This is a genomic window from Streptomyces sp. NPDC031418 (genome assembly GCF_055581605.1).
This window is the reverse complement of sequence record NZ_JBVIJC010000019.1, coordinates 45,042-64,416: the sequence shown is the minus strand read 5'-3', so window position 1 is coordinate 64,416 and position 19,375 is coordinate 45,042. Positions and strand designations below refer to the sequence as shown.

Genomic DNA, 19,375 nt, shown 5'->3' with positions numbered 1-19,375 from the left:
GTGGAACATGCGTCCGGCGTACTAGTGTTGCCAACCGGCGTCTGTGCGCGCGGAGTTGACTCCTTTGTTCGAGGGGTTCGGGGGGTGTGTCAACGGTTCCCGGGCGCGCTCAGGGTGGTGAGCGACGCCCCGTGCGCCCCACCGGACTCCGCCACCACCTCCGCGATCGACTGCGGCTCCCGTACGACCGCGAAGGCGACGCCTCCCCGGCCGTCCGGCGCGAAACCGTGGATGCCGGGCCGGGCCAGGGAGTTGTAGGCGTAGTGGTGCGCGAAGTAGTACGCGCCCGTGTCCAGCGCCGCCACATAGTCGCCCGGCTCCAGCAGCGGCAGCGTGCGCCCCTCGGCCAGCAGGTCGCCCGCGAAGCAGGCCGGCCCGGCCACGTCCTGCACCTCCTTGGGCCCCCGCTTGGGCCGCCCCTCGCCGTCGTACGCCGCGATCCTGAGCGGCCACGCCGCCGGCGCGTACACCGTCCGCGTCGCCACCTGCACGCCCGCGTGGGTCACCGCGATCCGCCGTCCGCCCGCGCTCTTGGTGTACTCCACCCGGGCCACCACCGTGCCGTGCTTGGCCAGCAGCGACCGGCCGAACTCGGTCACCAGCCCGTACCGCCCGTCGAACAGCCCCGGCACCTCCTCGGCGAGCACGCGCGCGTACTCGGCGTACGACGGGGTCGCCGCCTCCCCGGCGAAGTTCACCGGCAGCCCGCCGCCGATGTCGAGCGTGTCGATCTGCCGCCGTCCCGCACGCGCGTTGATCTCCTCGGCCAGCGCGTACGTCTCCGCCACCCCGCGCGCCAGCAGCGCCAGCGGGATGCCCTGCGAGCCGGTGTGCGCGTGCAGCCGGGTCAGCCACGGCCGCTCCAGGCACGCCCGTACGACCCACTCGAGCGCCCCCTCGTCGCGCAGCGCCACCCCGAACTTGGAGGTCGGGGTCGCCGTCGAGGTCGCCCCGATGCTGCCACCGCCGACCTGGGGGTTGACCCGCAGGCCGAGCGGGGAGCGGCTGGCTGCCGAGCGGATCAGGGCGTCGATCCGGTCCAGCTCCTGGGGGTTGTCGGCGTTCACGGCGATGCCCAGCGCCAGCGCCTCGCGCAGCTCGGCCGGGGTCTTCGCGGGCGAGTCCAGCACCGTCCGGGCGGGCGGCACCCCGGCGGCCCGGGCCAGCGCCAGCTCGCCGGGGCTGGCCACCTCCGCGCCGATCCCCGCCTCGCGCAGCAGCCGTACCACCGGCACCAGCGGGGTCGCCTTCACCGCGAAGGCGTGCAGCACCGGGGTGCCGGGCGGTACGACCGCGGCGAACGCCGCCCGCAGCGCGGCCGCCGACTCCCGGATGCCGGTGACGTCCAGCAGCCCCAGCACGGCCGCGTCCGGCCCCAGCAGCCCCTGCTCCACCGCGGCCCGCACGGCCCGGTCCCGCCGGCCCGCCCGGGCCCGCGCCTCCGCTTCGAGGTCCTGCCGCCGTGCCTCCGCCTCCGGGTCGCGCTCCACAGCCTCTCCCCTCGTGTCCGCCGTGTCCGCCTCGGGTGCTTCCAGCCAAACACCGGCGGCGCGCGGACGCGGCCGTACCGCCCTATTGACTAGTTCTATTCAGAACGACAGGATGTGAATAGACGTAGTAACAGGAGGAGGCAGACGATGTCGGGACCCCGCCCCGTACGAGCACCGCGCGGCACGGAACTGAGCGCCCTGGGATGGCAGCAGGAGGCCGCCCTGCGCATGCTCCAGAACAACCTCGACCCCGAGGTGGCCGAGCACCCCGACAAGCTCGTCGTCTACGGCGGCACCGGCAAGGCCGCCCGTGACTGGCGCTCCTTCGACGCCATGGTCCGCACCCTGAGGACCCTCAAGCAGGACGAGACCATGCTGGTCCAGTCCGGCCGCCCGGTCGGCGTCATGCAGACCCACGAGTGGGCCCCGCGCGTCCTCATCGCCAACTCCAACCTGGTCGGCGACTGGGCCAACTGGGAGGAGTTCCGCCGCCTGGAGGCCCTCGGCCTGACCATGTACGGCCAGATGACCGCCGGCTCCTGGATCTACATCGGCACCCAGGGCATCCTCCAGGGCACCTACGAGACCTTCGCCGCCGTCGCCGCGAAGAAGTTCAACGGCACCCTCGCGGGCACCATCACCCTCACCGCCGGCCTCGGCGGCATGGGCGGCGCCCAGCCCCTCGCGGTCACCATGAACGACGGCGTCGCGATCTGTGTCGACTGCGACCCGCGCGCCATCGAGCGCCGCATCGAGCACCGCTACCTCGATGTGAAGGCCGACTCGCTCGACCACGCCCTCCAGCTCGCCGTCGAGGCCCGCGACCAGCGCAAGCCGCTGTCCATCGGCGTCCTCGGCAACGCGGCCGAGCTGGTCCCGCAGCTCCTCGCGATGAACGCCCCCATCGACATCGTCACCGACCAGACCTCCGCCCACGACCCGCTGTCCTACCTGCCGGTCGGCGTGGCCTTCGAGGACATGGCCGACGAGGCGGCCAAGGACCCGGCGGGCTTCACCACCCGCGCACGCGAGTCCATGGCCAGGCACGTCGAGGCCATGGTCGGCTTCCAGGACGCGGGCGCCGAGGTCTTCGACTACGGCAACTCCATCCGCGGCGAGGCCCAGCTCGCCGGCTACACCCGGGCCTTCGCCTTCCCCGGCTTCGTCCCCGCCTACATCCGCCCCCTCTTCTGCGAGGGCAAGGGACCCTTCCGCTGGGCGGCCCTGTCCGGCGACCCCGCCGACATCGCCAAGACCGACAAGGCGATCCTCGACCTCTTCCCGGAGAACGAGTCCCTGGCCCGCTGGATCAAGATGGCCGGCGAGCGCGTCCACTTCCAGGGCCTGCCCGCCCGGATCTGCTGGCTCGGCTACGGCGAGCGCGACAAGGCCGGCGAGCGCTTCAACGACATGGTCGCCAGCGGTGAGCTGGCCGCCCCGCTGGCCATCGGCCGCGACCACCTCGACTGCGGCTCCGTCGCCTCCCCCTACCGGGAGACCGAGGCCATGCTCGACGGCTCCGACGCCATCGCCGACTGGCCGCTGCTCAACGCCATGGTCAACGTCGCCTCCGGCGCGTCCTGGGTCTCCCTGCACCACGGCGGCGGCGTCGGCATGGGCCGCTCCATCCACGCCGGCCAGGTCACCGTGGCCGACGGCACCAAGCTGGCCGGCGAGAAGATCCGCCGGGTCCTCACCAACGACCCCGGCATGGGTGTCATCCGGCACGTGGACGCGGGCTACGACATCGCGGAGTCCGTCGCCGAGGAGCGCGGGGTGCGGGTGCCGATGCGCGAGGGTGACGACGCGTGAGCTTCCACAGCATGTGGGCGGAGCTGCTGCCGGTCGGCCGCAGCTCCGCCTCCGGCGGCTACCGCCGCTACGCCTGGACCGGGGCCGACACCGACTGCCGGGCCTGGTTCCGGGAGCAGGCCGAGCAGCGCGGGCTCGCCTACGAGGTCGACCGGAACGGCAACCAGTGGGCCTGGCTCGGCGACCCGGCCGCCGGTGACGCGGTCGTCACCGGCTCGCATCTGGACTCGGTGCCGGACGGCGGCGCCTTCGACGGGCCCCTCGGGGTCGTGTCCTCCTTCGCCGCCCTGGACGAACTGCGCGGGAGGGGAGCGCAGTTCACCAAACCCCTGGCCATCGTCAACTTCGGTGACGAGGAAGGCGCCCGGTTCGGCCTCGCCTGTGTCGGCTCCCGGCTCACCGCCGGGGCGCTGACCGTCGAACAGGCCCACCGGCTCACCGACGGCGACGGCATCACCCTGCCCCAGGCCATGGCAGCCGCCGGCTACGACCCCGAGGCCATCGGCCCCGACCCCGAGCGGCTCGCCCGCATCGGCGCCTTCGTGGAGCTGCACGTCGAACAGGGCCGCGCGCTGGACCTGTCCGGCGACCGGGTCGGCATCGCCAGCGCCATCTGGCCGCACGGCCGCTGGCGCTTCGACTTCCGGGGCGAGGCCAACCACGCCGGCACCACCCGGCTGCCCGACCGCCGGGACCCGATGCTGTCCTACGCCGAGACCGTGCTCGCCGCCCGCCGCGAGGCACAACTCGCCGGTGCCGTCGCCACCTTCGGCAAGATCTCCGTCGAGCCCAACGGCGTCAACGCCATCCCCTCGCTGGTGCGCGGCTGGCTGGACTCCCGCGCCGCCGACCAGGACACCCTGGACACGGTCGTCGGCGGCATCGAGAAGGCCGCCCGCGAGTACGCCGACGCCCACGGCATCGACCTGGACGTCGTCCGCGAGTCCTTCACGCCGGTCGTGGAGTTCGACCACGCCCTGCGCGACGAACTCGGCCGCATCCTGGGCCGGGACACCGGGCTGACGGTGCCCGTGCTCGGCACCGGCGCCGGACACGACGCCGGAATCCTCTCCGGGAGCATCCCGACCGCCATGCTGTTCGTGCGCAACCCCACCGGTGTCTCGCACTCCCCGGCCGAGTTCGCGGCCGAGGACGACTGCGTGGCCGGGGTGCACGCACTCGCCGACGTACTGGAAGGGCTGGCTTGCAGGTGACCAAGGGGACCTACTGGCTGGAGCACGCCTGGCTCGGCGACAGCGACGGCGGCAGCGGCAGTGGCACCAGCGGCGGCGGTGTCGAGTCCGGTGTGGCCGTCGAGGTGGCGGACGGCCGCATCACCGCCGTCCACACCTCCACCCCCGCCCCGCCGCCGGGGGCGGAGGTGCTGCGCGGCCTGACCCTCCCGGGCCTGGCGAACGCCCACTCGCATGCCTTCCACCGCGCCCTGCGCGGCGCCGTCCAGGTCGGCTCCGGCACCTTCTGGACCTGGCGCGAGGTGATGTACTCCGTCGCCGACCGGCTGACCCCGGAGAGCTACCACGCGCTGGCCCGCGCGGTGTACGCCGAGATGGCCCTCGCCGGCATCACCTGCGTCGGCGAGTTCCACTACGTCCACCACGCCCCCGGCGGCACCCCCTACGCCGATCCCAACGCCATGGGCGAGGCGCTGATCGCGGCCGCCGCCGAGGCCGGGATCCGGATCACCCTCCTCGACACCTGCTACCTCTCCGCCGGCTTCGGCGAGGCCCCCAACGCCCACCAGCTGCGCTTCTCCGACGGCGACGCGGAGGCATGGGCGGCACGCTGTGCAGTTCTCAAGGAACGGGATCACGCACGGATCGGGGCGGCGATCCACTCCGTACGGGCCGTGCCCGCCGACCAGCTGACGACCGTGGCGCGGTGGGCGGAGGAGCGGCGGGCCCCGCTCCATGTGCACCTGTCGGAGCAGACCGCCGAGAACGACGCCTGCCAGGCCGCGCACGGCCGCACCCCCACCCGGCTGCTCGCCGACCACGGGGTGCTGGGCCCGCGCACCACGGGTGTCCACAACACCCACCTCACCGACGAGGACATCGCCCTGCTCGGCGGCTCGCGCACCGGCACCTGCATGTGCCCGACCACCGAACGCGACCTCGCCGACGGCATCGGCCCCGCCGTGGCCCTCCAGCGGGCCGGCTCCCCCCTCTCCCTCGGCTCCGACAGCCACGCCGTCATCGACCTGCTGGAGGAGGCGCGCGCGATGGAGCTGAACGAGCGGCTGCGCACCCGCACCCGGGGCCACTGGACGGCGGACGCCCTGCTGCGGGCCGCCACCGCCGACGGTCACGCCACCCTCGGCTGGGACGAGGCCGGGACCATCGCGCCCGGCGCGCTCGCCGACCTGACGACGATCGCCCTGGACTCGGTCAGGACAGCGGGACCGCTGCCCGCTCTGGGTGCCGAGACGGCCGTATTCGCGGCGACGGCAGCGGACGTACGGCATACGGTCGTGGGCGGGCGGCACGTCGTACGCGACGGTGCGCACACGCTCGTACCGGACGTGCCGCAGGCGCTCGCGCGGGCAGTCGAAGCCCTTCGCTCCTGACGACCACCCACGAGGACACCATGAGCAGCAGCACCGTCATCACCAACATCGCCACGCTGGTCACCAACGACCCCTCCCTCGGCGACAGGTCCCCTCTCGGTCTGATCCAGGACGCGGCCGTCGTCATCGACGGCGACCGCATCGCGTGGACCGGTGAATCCAGCAAAGCACCCGCCACTGACAACCGGGTCGACGCGGGCGGCCGGGCGGTGCTGCCGGGCTTCGTGGACTCCCACTCCCACCTGGTCTTCGCCGGGGACCGCACGCAGGAGTTCAACGCCCGGATGTCCGGCCGCTCCTACACGGCCGGCGGCATCCGCACCACGGTCGCCGCCACCCGCGCCGCGAGCGACGCCGAGCTGGAGGCGAACCTCACCCGCTATCTCACCGAGGCCCTCCGCCAGGGCACCACCACCTTCGAGACCAAGTCGGGCTACGGCCTCACGGTCGAGGACGAGTCCCGCGCCCTGTGCCTCGCGGCCAGGCACACCGACGAGGTGACGTACCTCGGCGCGCACATCGTCTCCCCGGACTACGCCGACGACCCGGCCGCCTATGTCGCCCTGGTCACTGGCGAGATGCTGGACGCCTGCGCGCCGTACGCCCGCTGGATCGACGTCTTCTGCGAGAAGGGCGCCTTCGACGGCGACCAGGCCCGCGCGATCCTCACCGCCGGCAAGGCCAAGGGCCTGCACCCGCGCATCCACGCCAACCAGCTCTCCTACGGCCCCGGCGTGCAGCTCGCCGTCGAGCTGGACGCGGCCAGCGCCGACCACTGCACCCACCTCACGGACGCGGACGTCGACGCCCTCGCGAACAGCGACACGGTCGCCACCCTCCTGCCCGGCGCCGAGTTCTCCACCCGCGCCGAGTGGCCGGACGCCCGCCGACTGCTGGACGCGGGCGTCACCGTGGCCCTGTCCACCGACTGCAACCCGGGCTCCTCCTTCACCTCCTCCGTCCCCTTCTGCATCGCGCTGGCCGTCCGCGACATGCGGATGACCCCGGACGAGGCGGTCTGGGCGGCCACGGCGGGCGGCGCGGCCGCCCTCCGCCGCACCGACATCGGCCGCCTCACCCCGGGCGCCTACGCCAACCTGACCCTCCTCGACGCCCCCAGCCACGTCCACCTGGCCTACCGCCCGGGGGTTCCGCTGGTCACCGGGGTGTGGCGCAGGGGTGTGCGGGTGGTGTGAGAGGGGTCAGCCCTGACCGGCGTGCCAGGCGGTCAGGGCCTTCCGCATCAGAGCGCGTTCCCTGCGGCGCTCGGGCAGGAGGGCGGTCCTGCCTCCGGCGATTCTGGAGAAGTCCTGGGTGAGTCCGCGATCGCGGATTTCCTGGAGGATCAGCGGGCAGCGCCGAGCGTCGTGACCGCGGCCTTTTCGTCGGCCGGTATCCGGGCCATGACCTCGGCCAGGTCGTCGAGGCTGCGCGGGGCCTCAAGCAGGGCCCCAGGACACTGCCCGGATCAGGCGGGAACCGCAGCCGGTCCCGCGGCGGCTGCCACCGGCCCGGCCACAGCATGTGCAGTGTCGCGATGTCCTGCGGCGTCATCACCAGGCACGCCTCGGCGGCGAGCAACCCGGCTCGCTCGGCGGCCTGCTGTGACCGCAGGCAGGCAGGCAGGCAGGACGGACCGGGCCGACCGTGTGTACGGTGGCCCGGTTCGTCCGGTGGGAGGCCCTTGCGAGGGGCTATTCCTCCAAGGTGAGGCCCTTGCGGAGGCGCATCAGGGTGCGGGACAGCAGACGGGAGACGTGCATCTGGGAGATGCCGAGTTCCTCGCCGATCTCCGACTGGGTCATGTTCGCCACGAACCGCAGGGAGAGGATCTTGCGGTCCCGGGCGGGGAGTTCGGCGATCAGCGGCTTGAGGGACTCGACGTACTCGATGCCCTCCAGGCCGTGGTCCTCGTATCCGATGCGGTCCGCGAGCGCGCCCTCGGTCTCGTCCTCCTCGGGCTGGGCGTCCAGCGACGAGGCGGTGTAGGCGTTCGAGGCGGCCATGCCCTCGACCACCTCCTCCTGGGAGAGGCCGAGGCGTTCGGCCAGCTCCGCGACGGTCGGCGCGCGGTCCAGCTGCTGGGCCAGCTCGTCCCCGGCCTTGGCCAGGTCCAGGCGCAGCTCCTGGAGCCGGCGCGGGACGCGTACGGACCACGAGGTGTCACGGAAGAAACGCTTGATCTCGCCGATGATGGTCGGCATCGCGAAAGTCGGGAACTCGACCCCGCGGGTCAGCTCGAAGCGGTCGATCGCCTTGATCAGACCGATGGTGCCGACCTGGATGATGTCCTCCATCGGCTCGCTGCGGGAGCGGAAGCGGGAGGCGGCGAACTTGACGAGCGCGAGGTTCAGCTCGACGAGGGTGTTGCGGACGTACGAGTACTCGCGCGTCCCTTCCTCCAGCGAGGTGAGGCGCTCGAAGAGGGTCTTGGACAGGGCCCGCGCGTCGACCGCGCCGATCTCGTCGTACGGGGGGATCTCCGGGAGGCCCTCGACGGGGTCGAGGGAGTCGATGGGATGATCCAGTTGTTCCGGTGGGGGTGTCGACGTCGCGATACGCGTCTGCGCTGCGTCGAGCCGGGATGACATGGGTGTCCTCCATCGTTGTCGGCATATGGCTGCCGAAGCCAGAACGTGCACTGCGGTGTGCGGCGCCTCCGAAGCCGGCGTGTAGCGGTAGGTGTCCTTACTAGCCCTATCGGCTTTACCGAACCGATCGCAAGTGCGTTCTGTTGCTGTATGTCCGATTATGTAAGGTTGTTCGGCTGTCGGAGTGCGCATCGAAGGCGTAATGTTCGAGGGCATCAGCGGCCACGACCTCGGGAGAGAGAGACGGCATGGACCACGGGACGGTCGGCAGCGCGCAATCGGGCCGGCTTCTGGTGGAGGTGCGGGAAGAGGGCGCCAGCGCCGTCGTCACGCCGGCGGGTGAGCTGGACCACCACACCGCCGATCTGCTGCGTGAGCCCCTCGACGACCTCCTGGCAAAGGGCTACTCACGGCTCGTCGTGGACTGCTCGCGTCTGGAGTTCTGCGACTCCACAGGGCTGAACGTCCTGCTCGGCGCCCGACTGAAGGCGGAGGCCGCCGGGGGCGGGGTGCACCTCGCGGGCATGCTGCCCGTGGTCGCCCGCGTCTTCGAGATCACCGGGGCGGAGGCGGTCTTCACCGTCCACGACTCGGTGGCGGCGGCCCTGGCGGGCGGCACGGGTGGTACGGACGGTACGGGCGGCACGGGCGGTACGGAAGGCTCCGGCACCGCCGGGGGCGCCCAGGGCGGCGACTGAGTACCGGCCGCCGCGGATCCGCCGCCATGGCCGGTCGTCCCGGGTGTCGCCCCCGTCACGTGAAAGACGGGGGTGTTCCGCTCGTTCGGCCGGGCAGGAGTGGGCAGGGGAGCGGGAAGGCATTCCGGGGGCACGACATCCCGGCGGCCGTCATCGCGACGGACGGCCACCCGTGCCGGTGGCCGGCCACCGCATCCGCCCCGGACCGGCGAACGGCCCGCACGGGGCGCTCGTACGACGGTCGGCGCCGCGCACCGCACCCCGTGCACACGCCCCACACAAGGGGCAGGCAGAACAAGAACGACACAGACCGCTCGGCACCCCCGCGGTGCCGGACTTTTCCATCGTGAACTGGTGATTCGGTGAGGTGAAGCGCTGATGAGCACCACCCGGCCTTGCTCGCCGGGCGACCGCGGCCCGGAGCCCAGCGGCGCTTCCGGGGCGTCCGAGGGGGAGGCGCCGGCCACCGGCGCAGCCACGGGGGCAGCCGCGCCGTCCATGCCGTCCGGGAGCGCCGACGGCGCCCGGAGTACCCGGCCGCGGCAGATCCGCAGACTCGGCCTGGAGGGCGCGAGCGGGGTCGTCCCGCTCGCCCGCGACTTCACCCGCGAGGCGCTGTACGCGTGGGGCTGGCTGCCCGCCGCCACCGCCGACCAGCGGGCCGCCGCCGAGGACGTCCTGCTCGTGGTCTCCGAACTGGTCACCAACGCCTGCCTGCACGCCGACGGCCCCGACGAACTGGTCCTCGCCTGCGACAACAAGGTCATCCGGCTGGAGGTCTCGGACCGCGGCACCGGCCAGCCGGCCCCCCGCACCCCGCACCGCGCCGGCCGCCCGGGCGGTCACGGCATGTTCATCGTGCAGCGGCTCTGCCTGGACTGGGGTGTGGTGCGGGCCACCGGCCGCCCCGGCAAGACGGTGTGGGCGGAACTGGGCGCACCTGCCTGACCTCGGCCGATCGGCATGCCATCACGGATGGTGACGGTTCGAGTGGCGACAGTCACCGCCCGGTGCGACGGTGGTTTCACCCCCCCTCACCAAGGAGAGTGAAGCCATGGGTATCAAGGACGAGATGCAGGGCAAGGCGCGGCAGGCCAAGGAGAAGGCCGAGCAGGCCAAGCGGCAGGCTCAGCAGCGCGGCCAGCAGGGCCAGGAGCGCGGCCGGCAGGCGCAGGACGAGGTGCGTGAGCGCTCGCAGTCCCAGTTCGACGACATCTCGGACGACTTCGACGAGTAGTCACGCCGTTCGACGCGTAACTCAGGTCTGCCGCACCGCTGCTGACGGTGCGGCAGACCTTGTGTGTGTACGGCGACTCGCGCGCCACGCCTCTCCACTCCGGCCGCTCGGCGCACCCGCCGGATCCCCACAACTCCGGCGTGTGATGCGTCTTCCCTCCGCAGGGGCCCGGGCGTACCTTGACGGCCGAATCTGATGTGCCGTCAGGAATGATTGGGGTGGACCGAACGTGTCGTACCCGAAGCGAACCGCCGCGCTCGCGTCCGCCGCGGCCCTGGCCGGCTCGGCGGTGCTGCTGGCCGCGCCCGCGGCGCACGCCGCCGTCGTGGACGTCGACTACCGCTGCAAGACGCCGATCGGCATCAAGAGCGCCGTCTCGCCCATCGCCATGACGGGCGTCCGGAGCGGCTCCGGCTACCGGATCACCATGTCCTGGCAGAAGGGCGTCTCCTCCAGCCCCGTCGAGCTGGGCAAGGGCGCGATGACGCCGAGCGCCACGGTCGTGCTGGGCGGCGCCGACAGCGGCACCCTCACGGTGAACGGCTCCGCCAACACGGCCGCCATACCCCCCAACACGCCCATCAAGATCAGCGATCTCAGCGGCGTCTACACCCCGAAGAAGACCGGCAAGGTCACCTTCACCCCGGGCACGCTCACCATCAAGGCGATCGGCACCACCACGACCTGCACCCCGACCAACAGTCCCCAGCCGGGCCTGACGGTCGACGTGACGGCGCCGGGCTCCTCCCACGGCTCATCCCGGAGCTCCGGCTCCGGCGGTGGCGGCAGCCTCCCGCAGACCGGCCCCGAGGACTCCACGATCGCCCTCGGCACGCTCGGCGGCACGGTCCTGCTCGCCGGAGCCGCGGGCGCCCTGTGGCTGACCCGGCGCGGCCACGCCGCCCGCAGCTGACACCGCGGCCGCCCCCGGCCCCTCACCGCTGGAGCCGCCCATGCCGCCGCTGCCCCGCGCCGTACGCCTCCTGCCCGCGCTGCTGCCCCCGCTGCTGCTCCTGGGCGCCGCCCCGGCCGCCGCCGCCGACTGGACCCTCGCGCCCGCGGGCGGCGGACGCCCCTCCCTGTACGCCGAGGGACCGCCCGGCACGGTCCTCGAGGACACCGTCTCCGTGACCAACCCCGGGCGGCGGCCCGTCGTCGTACGGCTGTCCGGCACCGGCGTCCCGGTCGCGTTCGCCGCGGCGTCCGTCCGCGTGCCCGCCCGCACCCGCGCCGAGGTGCCCTTCACGGTGACCGTCCCGGCCGGGGCCGAGCCCGGTGACCGCACCGGCGCCATCGCGGCGCGCGACCCCGGCGGCCGGACCGCGACCGTGCCGCTGCGGCTGCGCGTGGCCGGTCCGGCGCTCGCCGCGCTCACCGTCGAGCATCTCGCCGTCCACGCCGACCGCATCACCTACGACCTGGTCAACCGCGGTACGACCGTCCTCGTACCGCGGCTCGCGGTGCGCGCGGACGGGGTCCTCGGCCGGGTCCTGGACCGCCCCGCGCGCCCCCTGCCCGTCCGGCTGCGCCCCGGCACCCGCCTCCACTTCACCGAGCCTTGGCCGGACCGGCCCGCGCTGGATGCGGTCGACGTACGGCTCACGGTCACGGCGGCCGGCGGCGCCCACGCCACGGCGACCGCGTCCGCGCGGTTCGTGCCCTGGCAGGCCCCGGCGGGCGCGGCCGGCGCGCTCCTCGCCGGGGCGGGCGCGCTGCGGGTCGTACGACGGCGTCGGCGGCGGGGTCGTACGACGGCCACGGAGGGAGCGTCGACGTGAACGGCACCCCACGGACCCGGTGCCCGGCCGCGGCGGCGGCACTGCTCGCGCCGGTGGCCCTGCTGGCGGCCTTGCTGGCAGCCCTGCTGTGGGCCGCGGCTCCGGCTCCGGCGGCCCAGGGACAGCCCACGGTGAGGCTGTCGGCGGCTCAGGGGCGGCCCACGGTGACGTTGTCGGCGGCTCAGGGGCGGCCCACGGTGACGTTGTCGGCGGCCGAGGCCGGCGCCGGCGGCTCGGTCACCGTCGGCGGCACCGGCTGGCGGCCGCGCACCCTGCTGATGCTGCTGATCTGCGGGCGCGCCACCCCCGCCCGGGGCGTGCTCGGCGGCACCAACTCCTGCGCCAACGGCGACGGCCGGGCGGTGACCACCGACGCCCGGGGCGACTTCAGCAGGCGGCTGCCGGTCGCCGAGCCGCCCGTGCCCTGCCCGTGCGTGGTGCACGTGGCCACCGTCACCGGGACCAGAGCCGAGGCGGACGCCGTCCTGAAGGTGGCCGGGCACCCCGTCGCGCCGCTGCCCGCCGAGCGCGCGGGCGGCCGGCTGGCGGTGCTGTCCGACACCCGGCTGACCGGTTCCGGCTCGGTGCTGACCTGGTTCGGGGCCCCGCCGAGCCGCACTCTCGTCCTCACCGTCGGCAACACCGGCACCGGCACCATCAAGGAACCGGTGTTCCAGGTGGGCACCGCGCACGGCGTGTTCGCCCCGCAGTGGGACGACCGGCAGTGGCACGGCACCCTCGCGCCCGGCGCCAAGGCCGAGATCGAGCTGCCGGTCGAGCTGTCGGCCGGGGCGCACGGCGACTACACCGTCTCCCTGAAGTACGGCGGAAGGCTCCTCGCCGAGCAGCCGTGGGCCGTGGGCCGCCCCTGGGGCGTGACGCTGTTCTGGCTCCTGCTCTGCCTGGTCGTCCCGGCCGCGCTGTTCCGCATCGGCATGGCCGTGGTGGACCGGGTACGGCCGCCGACCCCTAAGTCCCCTACGGCCCCTAAGACCCGTAAGGCCCGTACGGGCGCCCCGGCCATCCGCACGGCCCCTACGACCCGCACGTCCCCCACGCCCCCTACGACCCCGACCCTGCCGTGGTTCACCCCGGAGTCCGCTCCGGGCGGCCCGGCCGGCCGGCTCTCCGCACCGCCCGACGACAGCCCGACGAGTCCTCCGACTCCCACGACGAAAGGACCCACGTGAGCATCCGAAGGAGAGGTACGGCGGCCGGTGCCGCGCTGGCGCTGAGCGGAGCGGGCGTCCTGCTGGGCCTGGCCGCGGCACCCGCGCAGGCGGCCACGGTGTCGTACGCCACCCACTGTGTGCCCCCCGCGGGCATCAGTCCGGTGGACGGCACCACCGAGGTCCAGGTCACCGCCCCGGCCACGGCCAAGGTCGGCGACACGGTGGACATCGTGTGGAAGTTCGTCAAAGCCGCGTCCAGGAACCCGGACATCATCGACCTGCCCGCGAACTCGGTGCAGCCCTCCGGCGTGCTGAAGGCGGCCGGGGCGCAGACGGCCGACGTCGCCCTGCGGGGGCCGCGGCAGAACCCGGCGGTCCCCAAGGGCGGCGAGATGGTGCTGTCCGACATGAAGGGCAGCCTGAAACTGACGGCGGCCGGGACGGTGACGCTGACACCGGACGCGTACACCGTGAACGCCATGTCGACCGACACCAGGTGCACGCCGAAGGAGGCGGTGCAGAAGGCGGCGACGATCCAGGTGACCGGCGCGGGCGGCGGCACCTCCACCCCGACGCCGACGCCGACGCCCACACCCACGGGGTCGGCCACCCCGACTGCGACCCCGACGGCCACCCCGACCGGCGGCGGCGGGCAGACCGACTTCCCCGGCAAGGAGGTGCAGATCCCCTACGCCTGCAAGACGCCGATCGGCGACAAGAGCGCGACCTCGCCGGTGCAGATCGACGCCCGCAAGAGCGGCGGGAACTACGGCCTCACCGTGCACTTCAAGAAGTCCGTGATGGACAGCCCCGCCGACATCCCGAAGGACTCGGTGAAGCCGTCCATGGAGGTGGTGCTGGGCGGTGCGGACAAGGGCACCGTGCACGTGGAGGGGCCGGCCAACGCCCAGGCGATCAAATCCGGGCAGCCGATCGAGATCCCGGACCTCACCGGCACCTACAAGCCCGGCGCCAGCGGCACCTCGACCCTGTCCCCGGGCGTCCTGACGGTCAAGGCGCTCGGTACGACCACCACCTGCACCCCGACGAAGACGGCGGTCTCCCTCACCCTGGACACCGCCCAGCAGCCGGGCGGCGCCTCCGGCGGGACCTCCACCAGCGGCGGCTCGACCGGCACCGCGTCCACCTCCGGCTCGGGCTCCGGCGGCCTCGCCGACACCGGCGCGGACGACCACGGCGCCCTCAAGGCCCTGGGCCTGGTGGCGGGCACGGCGATCCTGCTGGGCGCGGCGGTCTTCACCTTCATGCCGAGGCGCCGTACGCGCTGAAGGGGCGCCCCCACCTATGACAGAGGGCCCTCGCATCCCCAAGGATGCGAGGGCCCTCCGCCGAGTCCGAGCGACTAGCGAACGTCGCCCATCAGCTTGTTCACCTTGCTCCGGTACATCCACACCGCGCCACCGGCGATCACGGCGAGCACGGCCTCCAGGGCGACGAAGCCCATCTTGTCGAGGTTGACCCCGCCGACCGCCGGGTTCGACATCAGCGCGGTGATCGAGTCACCCGCGGTGACCGCGAGGAACCAGACGCCCATCATCTGCGAGGCGTACTTCTTCGGCGCCATCTTCGTCGTCACGGACAGACCCACCGGCGACAGCGTCAGCTCACCCACGGTCTGCACGAAGTAGATCGCGACCAGCCACATCGCCGCGGCCTTGTGACCGCCCTCGGCGACGTTCAGCGGGGCGAGGAAGAGGAAGAAGGACGCGCCGATCAGCACCAGGCCGGAGGCGAACTTCACGATGGTGCTCGGCTCCTGGCCGCGCCGGTTCAGCCACAGCCACAGCCAGGCGAAGACCGGGGCGAGCGCCATGATCATGACCGGGTTGACCGACTGGTACCAGGAGACCGGGAAGTTCCAGCCGAGGACCGAGTTCTTGGCCGAGCTGCTGGCGAACAGCGACAGGGTCGAACCACCCTGGTCGTAGATCATCCAGAAGACGGCGGCGGCCACGAAGAACCAGATGTACGCCGACACCTTGGAGCGCTCGGCGGCGTCCAGGTCCTTGTCCCGGCGGATGCGGGCGATGACCAGGATCGGCACGATCAGACCGATGAGGGTGAGCGGGATCAGCGCCCAGTTCAGGGTGAAGTGACCGGTGCCGCCGACGACGCCGTAGAACACCGCGGCGATCGCGAGCCAGATCAGGCCCTTGCGCAGGGTGGCCGACTTCTCGTCGGCGGTCAGCGGGGTGGGGACCTCGCTGCTCTTCGGGTTCAGGTGACGGCCGCCGAGCAGGTACTGGGCCAGACCCAGCGCCATGCCGAGCGCGGCCAGCGCGAAGCCCAGGTGCCAGTTGACGTTCTCACCGACGGTGCCGATGACCAGCGGCGCGGCGAAGGCGCCCAGGTTGATGCCGATGTAGAAGAGGGTGAAGCCACCGTCACGGCGCGGGTCGTCCGCACCCTTGTAGAGGTGGCCGACCATCGTGGAGATGTTGGCCTTCAGCAGACCCGAACCGATGGCGACCAGACCCAGGCCGACGAAGAAGCTCGCGGCGACGGGCAGCGCCAGGCACAGGTGGCCGAGCATGATGATCAGACCCGAGACGGCGACCGTCTTGCGGGGACCGAGTACACGGTCGGCGAACCAGCCGCCGGGCAGCGCGAGCAGGTACACGAGCGACACGTACACGGAGTAGATCGCGGTCGCCGTGCCCGCGGTCAGGTGCAGGCCGCTCGGGGCCACCAGGTACAGCGGGAGCAGGGCCCTCATGCCGTAGTAGGAGAAACGCTCCCACATCTCGGTCATGAAGAGGGTGGCCAGGCCGCGGGGGTGGCCGAAGAAGGTCTTCTCGGTGACGGGGGTGCCCGTGCGGACCGAGTCCTTCGTCAGGCTGGACGCCATGGTCGTTCCTTGCTGGTCGGGACGCGCTGCTGGAGCGTTGCGCGCCCGGTGGGGGAGCGGCCGGCACCGGCGAGGTCGGTCGTCCGCCCCCAACGCCCGAAGGGAGTCCGCCGCCGGATTACGGCAACGGTGGACGGCGACCACCGGGATCCACGCCCCGCCGCGCATCGATGCGCCGCGGAGCCCGGCCAGTAGGTCATTCCTTTCAAGGCCGACCAGAAGTGATCTTGATCGGCCCGCACACAAAGAGGACCTTCAGCGTCAGATTCCCGCCAAAGGTCCCCGGTGTGTACTACAGGCGTTCAGGTCACCATACGGCAGGACAGTGCCGGATATGGAAGGACTTGAGACGCGGATCACAGGTGTCACGGGAACCGCGCTACGGAATTCGAAGGTCTCTCCTACGATCGCATCCCCAGGACAATGGTCCGTACCACCAGGTCGGGAAGGTAAGAACACCGGAATCCGATCACACCCCAGGACGCCCGGCGGGCGGACTACCATCACCCCATGACCCGTGTACTGCTCGCCGAGGACGACGCGTCCATCTCGGAGCCGCTGGCCCGCGCCCTGCGCCGGGAAGGGTACGAGGTGGAGGTGCGCGAGGACGGCCCCACCGCACTCGACGCCGGAATGCAGGGCGGCGTCGATCTGGTCGTACTCGACCTGGGCCTGCCCGGCATGGACGGCCTGGAGGTCGCTCGCCGGCTGCGCGCCGACGGCCACACCGTGCCGATCCTCATCCTGACCGCGCGTGCCGACGAGGTGGACACCGTCGTCGGCCTGGACGCGGGCGCCGACGACTACGTCACCAAGCCCTTCCGGCTGGCCGAACTGCTCGCCCGGGTGCGGGCGCTGCTCCGGCGCGGTGCCGCCGAGCCGCAGCAGCCGCCGGCCACCCACGGGGTGCGGATCGACGTGGAGTCCCACCGGGCCTGGATGGGCGACGAGGAGCTCCAGCTCACCGCCAAGGAGTTCGACCTGCTGCGGGTGCTGGTGCGCGACGCCGGCCGGGTGGTGACCCGGGACCAGCTGATGCGCGAGGTGTGGGACACCACGTGGTGGTCGTCCACCAAGACCCTCGACATGCACATCTCCTGGCTGCGCAAGAAGCTCGGCGACGACGCGGCCAACCCCCGCTACATCGCCACGGTGCGCGGAGTCGGCTTCCGCTTCGAGAAGAGCTGAGTTCGGGAAGAGCCGAGTTCGGGAAGAGCCGAGCAGCCCCGCGCGGGGGCCCCGCGATCACCCCAGGTAACGGAACATGCGTCGACGTCTCATCCAGTCCACCCTCGCCGTCGTCCTCGTGGTGATCGCCGTGTTCGGCATCTCCCTGGTGATCGTCGAGACCCGGACCATCGGCAACAGCGCCCAGGAGCGGGTGGACTCCGAGGCGGTGCGGCTGGCCAGCATCGTGGACAGCCGGATCCTCGCCTCCGAGAACGTCAACGCGAACGTGCTGCGCAACCCGGTCAGCAAGGACCAGTACGCGGTGATCCGGATGCCCGGCAAGCCGCCGATCGAGATCGGCAGCAAGCCGCAGGGCGATGTCATCAGCGCCACGCAGACGGGCGAGGAGGGCGAACGGGTCACCGTGCAGGAGCCGCGCTCCTCGGTGACCCGCGAGGTCGGCCGGACCCTGCTGATCATCGCGCTGGTGGCGCTGCTCGCGGTGGTCGCCGCGGTGCTGCTCGCGGTCCGCCAGGCCAACCGGCTGGCCTCCCCGCTGACCGACCTCGCCGAGACGGCGGAGCGGCTCGGCTCCGGCGACCCCCGGCCCCGGCACAAGCGGTACGGCGTGCCGGAGCTGGACCGGGTCGCCGATGTGCTGGACTCCTCCGCCGAGCGGATCGCACGCATGCTGACCGCCGAGCGGCGGCTCGCCGCCGATGCCTCCCACCAGCTGCGCACCCCGCTGACCGCGCTGTCGATGCGGCTGGAGGAGATCACCCTCACCGACGATCCGGAGACGGTGAAGGAAGAGGCCAACGTCGCGCTGACCCAGGTGGAGCGGCTCACGGACGTGGTCGAGCGGCTGCTGACCAACTCCCGCGACCCGCGCACCGGCTCCGCCGTCACCTTCAACCTGGACGAGGTCATCCAGCAGCAGCTGGCCGAGTGGCGGCCCGCCTACCGCAGCGCCGGCCGCGCCATCGTCAGCTCCGGCAAGCGCCATCTGAAGGCCGTCGGCACGCCGGGGGCGGTCGCCCAGGTGCTGGCCGCCCTGATCGAGAACTCCCTGATGCACGGCGGCGGCACGGTCGCGCTGCGCACCCGGGTCACCGGCAACCAGGCGGTGGTCGAGGTGACCGACGAGGGGCCGGGTGTCCCGGCCGACCTCGGGGCGCGGATCTTCGAGCGGACCATCAGCGGACGCAACTCGACGGGCATCGGCCTGGCCGTCGCCCGCGACCTCGCGGAAGCCGACGGCGGCCGCCTGGAGCTGCTTCAGGCACAGCCGCCGGTCTTCGGCCTCTTCCTCTCCCGCACCCCTCCGGCCCGCAAGACGGACGAAGCCCGCCCGACGGTCCGCTGAGCAGGCGCCTTACGGGATCCGCTCGGACTTGGGTTCCGGCTGGGGGTGGGGTGGCTGGGCCGCCAGGATCGACTCCGCCTCCTGGGCGGGCAGGGCGCGGAACACCCAGGTGCGGTAGGACCAGAAGCGGAACAGGGTCGCGATGCCGATGCCGAGGAACTTGAAGACGTTGCTCTGCAACGGGCTGTCCCAGCCGAAGCCGTACGTCGCCAGGTAGAGCACGCCGTTCTCGATCACCAGCCCGATCACGCTGAAGAACAGGAACAGGGTGAGTTCCTTGGTCCGGCCGCTCTTCTCGCGGTCCCGGTACGTCCAGTACCGGAAGCCGACGTAGTTGAAGACGATCGCGACGACCGTGGCGATGATGCTGGCCCGCACCACCGGCAGGTCGGAGGTGTGCCGGACCAGGTTGAACACGCCGAGATTGACCAGGACGCCGGCGCCGCCGACGGCGCCGAACTTGACCACCTCGCGTACGAGCCGTTGCAGCCCCGAGGAACGAGGTTCCATGGCTGTGCAGCTCCCGTCGGTAGGTTTCGTCAACCCCGCCATGCTATCCAGGCGGACCGGCCGATGCCCGCGGACCGGGCCAGGGCTCGGGAAGAGGG

General features: G+C 72.5%; 17 protein-coding genes. 13 read left to right on the top strand and 4 right to left on the bottom strand.

The window, feature by feature from the left end; genetic code table 11:
• Positions 1-89: 89 nt before the first annotated feature.
• Complete coding sequence (locus tag ACZ5CZ_RS26830) at positions 90-1,490, bottom strand: type III PLP-dependent enzyme domain-containing protein (protein ID WP_468946691.1); 1,401 nt, start codon at positions 1,488-1,490, stop codon at positions 90-92.
• Between the two features lie 147 nt (positions 1,491-1,637).
• Here ACZ5CZ_RS26830 and hutU point away from each other — a divergent pair, with 147 nt between their 5' ends.
• The 4 genes from hutU to hutI are packed head-to-tail and all read left to right on the top strand — an operon-like array spanning position 1,638 to position 7,082.
• Positions 1,638-3,302, top strand: coding sequence for a urocanate hydratase (gene hutU / locus ACZ5CZ_RS26825; RefSeq protein WP_468946688.1), 1,665 nt, complete (start codon positions 1,638-1,640; stop codon positions 3,300-3,302).
• Positions 3,299-4,516 carry an allantoate amidohydrolase gene (locus ACZ5CZ_RS26820; RefSeq protein WP_468946686.1) on the top strand — a complete coding sequence of 406 codons (1,218 nt, stop codon included), beginning with the start codon at positions 3,299-3,301 and terminating at the stop codon, positions 4,514-4,516. The genes hutU and ACZ5CZ_RS26820 overlap by 4 nt, the downstream gene beginning before the upstream one ends.
• Positions 4,513-5,886, top strand: coding sequence for a formimidoylglutamate deiminase (locus ACZ5CZ_RS26815; RefSeq protein ID WP_385844864.1), 1,374 nt, complete (start codon positions 4,513-4,515; stop codon positions 5,884-5,886). The genes ACZ5CZ_RS26820 and ACZ5CZ_RS26815 overlap by 4 nt, the downstream gene beginning before the upstream one ends.
• Before the next feature lie 20 nt (positions 5,887-5,906).
• Entirely contained in the window at positions 5,907-7,082 is a 1,176-nt protein-coding gene (hutI, locus tag ACZ5CZ_RS26810) for an imidazolonepropionase (RefSeq protein WP_468946684.1), read from the top strand.
• Between the two features lie 498 nt (positions 7,083-7,580).
• Here the strand turns inward: hutI and ACZ5CZ_RS26805 are convergent, their stop codons facing one another.
• Positions 7,581-8,477, bottom strand: coding sequence for an RNA polymerase sigma factor SigF (locus tag ACZ5CZ_RS26805; RefSeq protein WP_385844862.1), 897 nt, complete (start codon positions 8,475-8,477; stop codon positions 7,581-7,583).
• Positions 8,478-8,725: 248 nt separating this feature from the next.
• Here ACZ5CZ_RS26805 and ACZ5CZ_RS26800 point away from each other — a divergent pair, with 248 nt between their 5' ends.
• The 7 genes from ACZ5CZ_RS26800 to ACZ5CZ_RS26770 all read left to right on the top strand — a co-directional run bounded on the left by ACZ5CZ_RS26800 (position 8,726) and on the right by ACZ5CZ_RS26770 (position 14,651).
• Complete coding sequence (locus tag ACZ5CZ_RS26800; protein ID WP_385844861.1) at positions 8,726-9,175, top strand: STAS domain-containing protein; 450 nt, start codon at positions 8,726-8,728, stop codon at positions 9,173-9,175.
• 378 nt (positions 9,176-9,553) lie between these two features.
• Positions 9,554-10,123, top strand: coding sequence for an ATP-binding protein (locus ACZ5CZ_RS26795; protein WP_468946679.1), 570 nt, complete (start codon positions 9,554-9,556; stop codon positions 10,121-10,123).
• 106 nt (positions 10,124-10,229) lie between these two features.
• Entirely contained in the window at positions 10,230-10,412 is a 183-nt protein-coding gene (locus ACZ5CZ_RS26790; protein WP_385844859.1) for a hypothetical protein, read from the top strand.
• Positions 10,413-10,641: 229 nt separating this feature from the next.
• A complete protein-coding gene (locus ACZ5CZ_RS26785) occupies positions 10,642-11,325 on the top strand; it encodes an LPXTG cell wall anchor domain-containing protein (protein ID WP_468946676.1) in 684 nt (227 codons plus the stop codon).
• Between the two features lie 40 nt (positions 11,326-11,365).
• Positions 11,366-12,190: a COG1470 family protein gene (locus tag ACZ5CZ_RS26780; RefSeq protein ID WP_468946673.1), complete on the top strand. Its 825-nt coding sequence runs from the start codon at positions 11,366-11,368 to the stop codon at positions 12,188-12,190.
• Complete coding sequence (locus tag ACZ5CZ_RS26775; protein ID WP_468946671.1) at positions 12,187-13,380, top strand: hypothetical protein; 1,194 nt, start codon at positions 12,187-12,189, stop codon at positions 13,378-13,380. Before ACZ5CZ_RS26780 ends, ACZ5CZ_RS26775 begins: the two co-directional genes overlap by 4 nt.
• On the top strand, positions 13,377-14,651 hold the full coding sequence (locus ACZ5CZ_RS26770; protein WP_468946669.1) for a hypothetical protein: 1,275 nt from the start codon (positions 13,377-13,379) through the stop codon (positions 14,649-14,651). The genes ACZ5CZ_RS26775 and ACZ5CZ_RS26770 overlap by 4 nt, the downstream gene beginning before the upstream one ends.
• Positions 14,652-14,725: 74 nt before the next feature.
• Here the strand turns inward: ACZ5CZ_RS26770 and ACZ5CZ_RS26765 are convergent, their stop codons facing one another.
• Positions 14,726-16,231, bottom strand: a complete 1,506-nt coding sequence (locus ACZ5CZ_RS26765; RefSeq protein ID WP_385844854.1) for an oligopeptide:H+ symporter — start codon at positions 16,229-16,231, stop codon at positions 14,726-14,728.
• A 510-nt stretch (positions 16,232-16,741) separates the two neighbouring features.
• On the opposite strand from ACZ5CZ_RS26765, the gene ACZ5CZ_RS26760 reads away from it, so the two are divergent.
• Positions 16,742-17,419 carry a response regulator transcription factor gene (locus tag ACZ5CZ_RS26760; RefSeq protein WP_020940464.1) on the top strand — a complete coding sequence of 226 codons (678 nt, stop codon included), beginning with the start codon at positions 16,742-16,744 and terminating at the stop codon, positions 17,417-17,419.
• 76 nt (positions 17,420-17,495) lie between these two features.
• Positions 17,496-18,767 (top strand): ATP-binding protein, encoded by a 1,272-nt coding sequence (locus ACZ5CZ_RS26755; protein ID WP_385844853.1) that lies wholly within the window; start codon positions 17,496-17,498, stop codon positions 18,765-18,767.
• A gap of 9 nt (positions 18,768-18,776) precedes the next feature.
• On the opposite strand, the gene ACZ5CZ_RS26750 is transcribed toward ACZ5CZ_RS26755, so the two are convergent.
• Positions 18,777-19,277 (bottom strand): GtrA family protein, encoded by a 501-nt coding sequence (locus ACZ5CZ_RS26750; protein ID WP_385844852.1) that lies wholly within the window; start codon positions 19,275-19,277, stop codon positions 18,777-18,779.
• Positions 19,278-19,375: the final 98 nt, after the last annotated feature.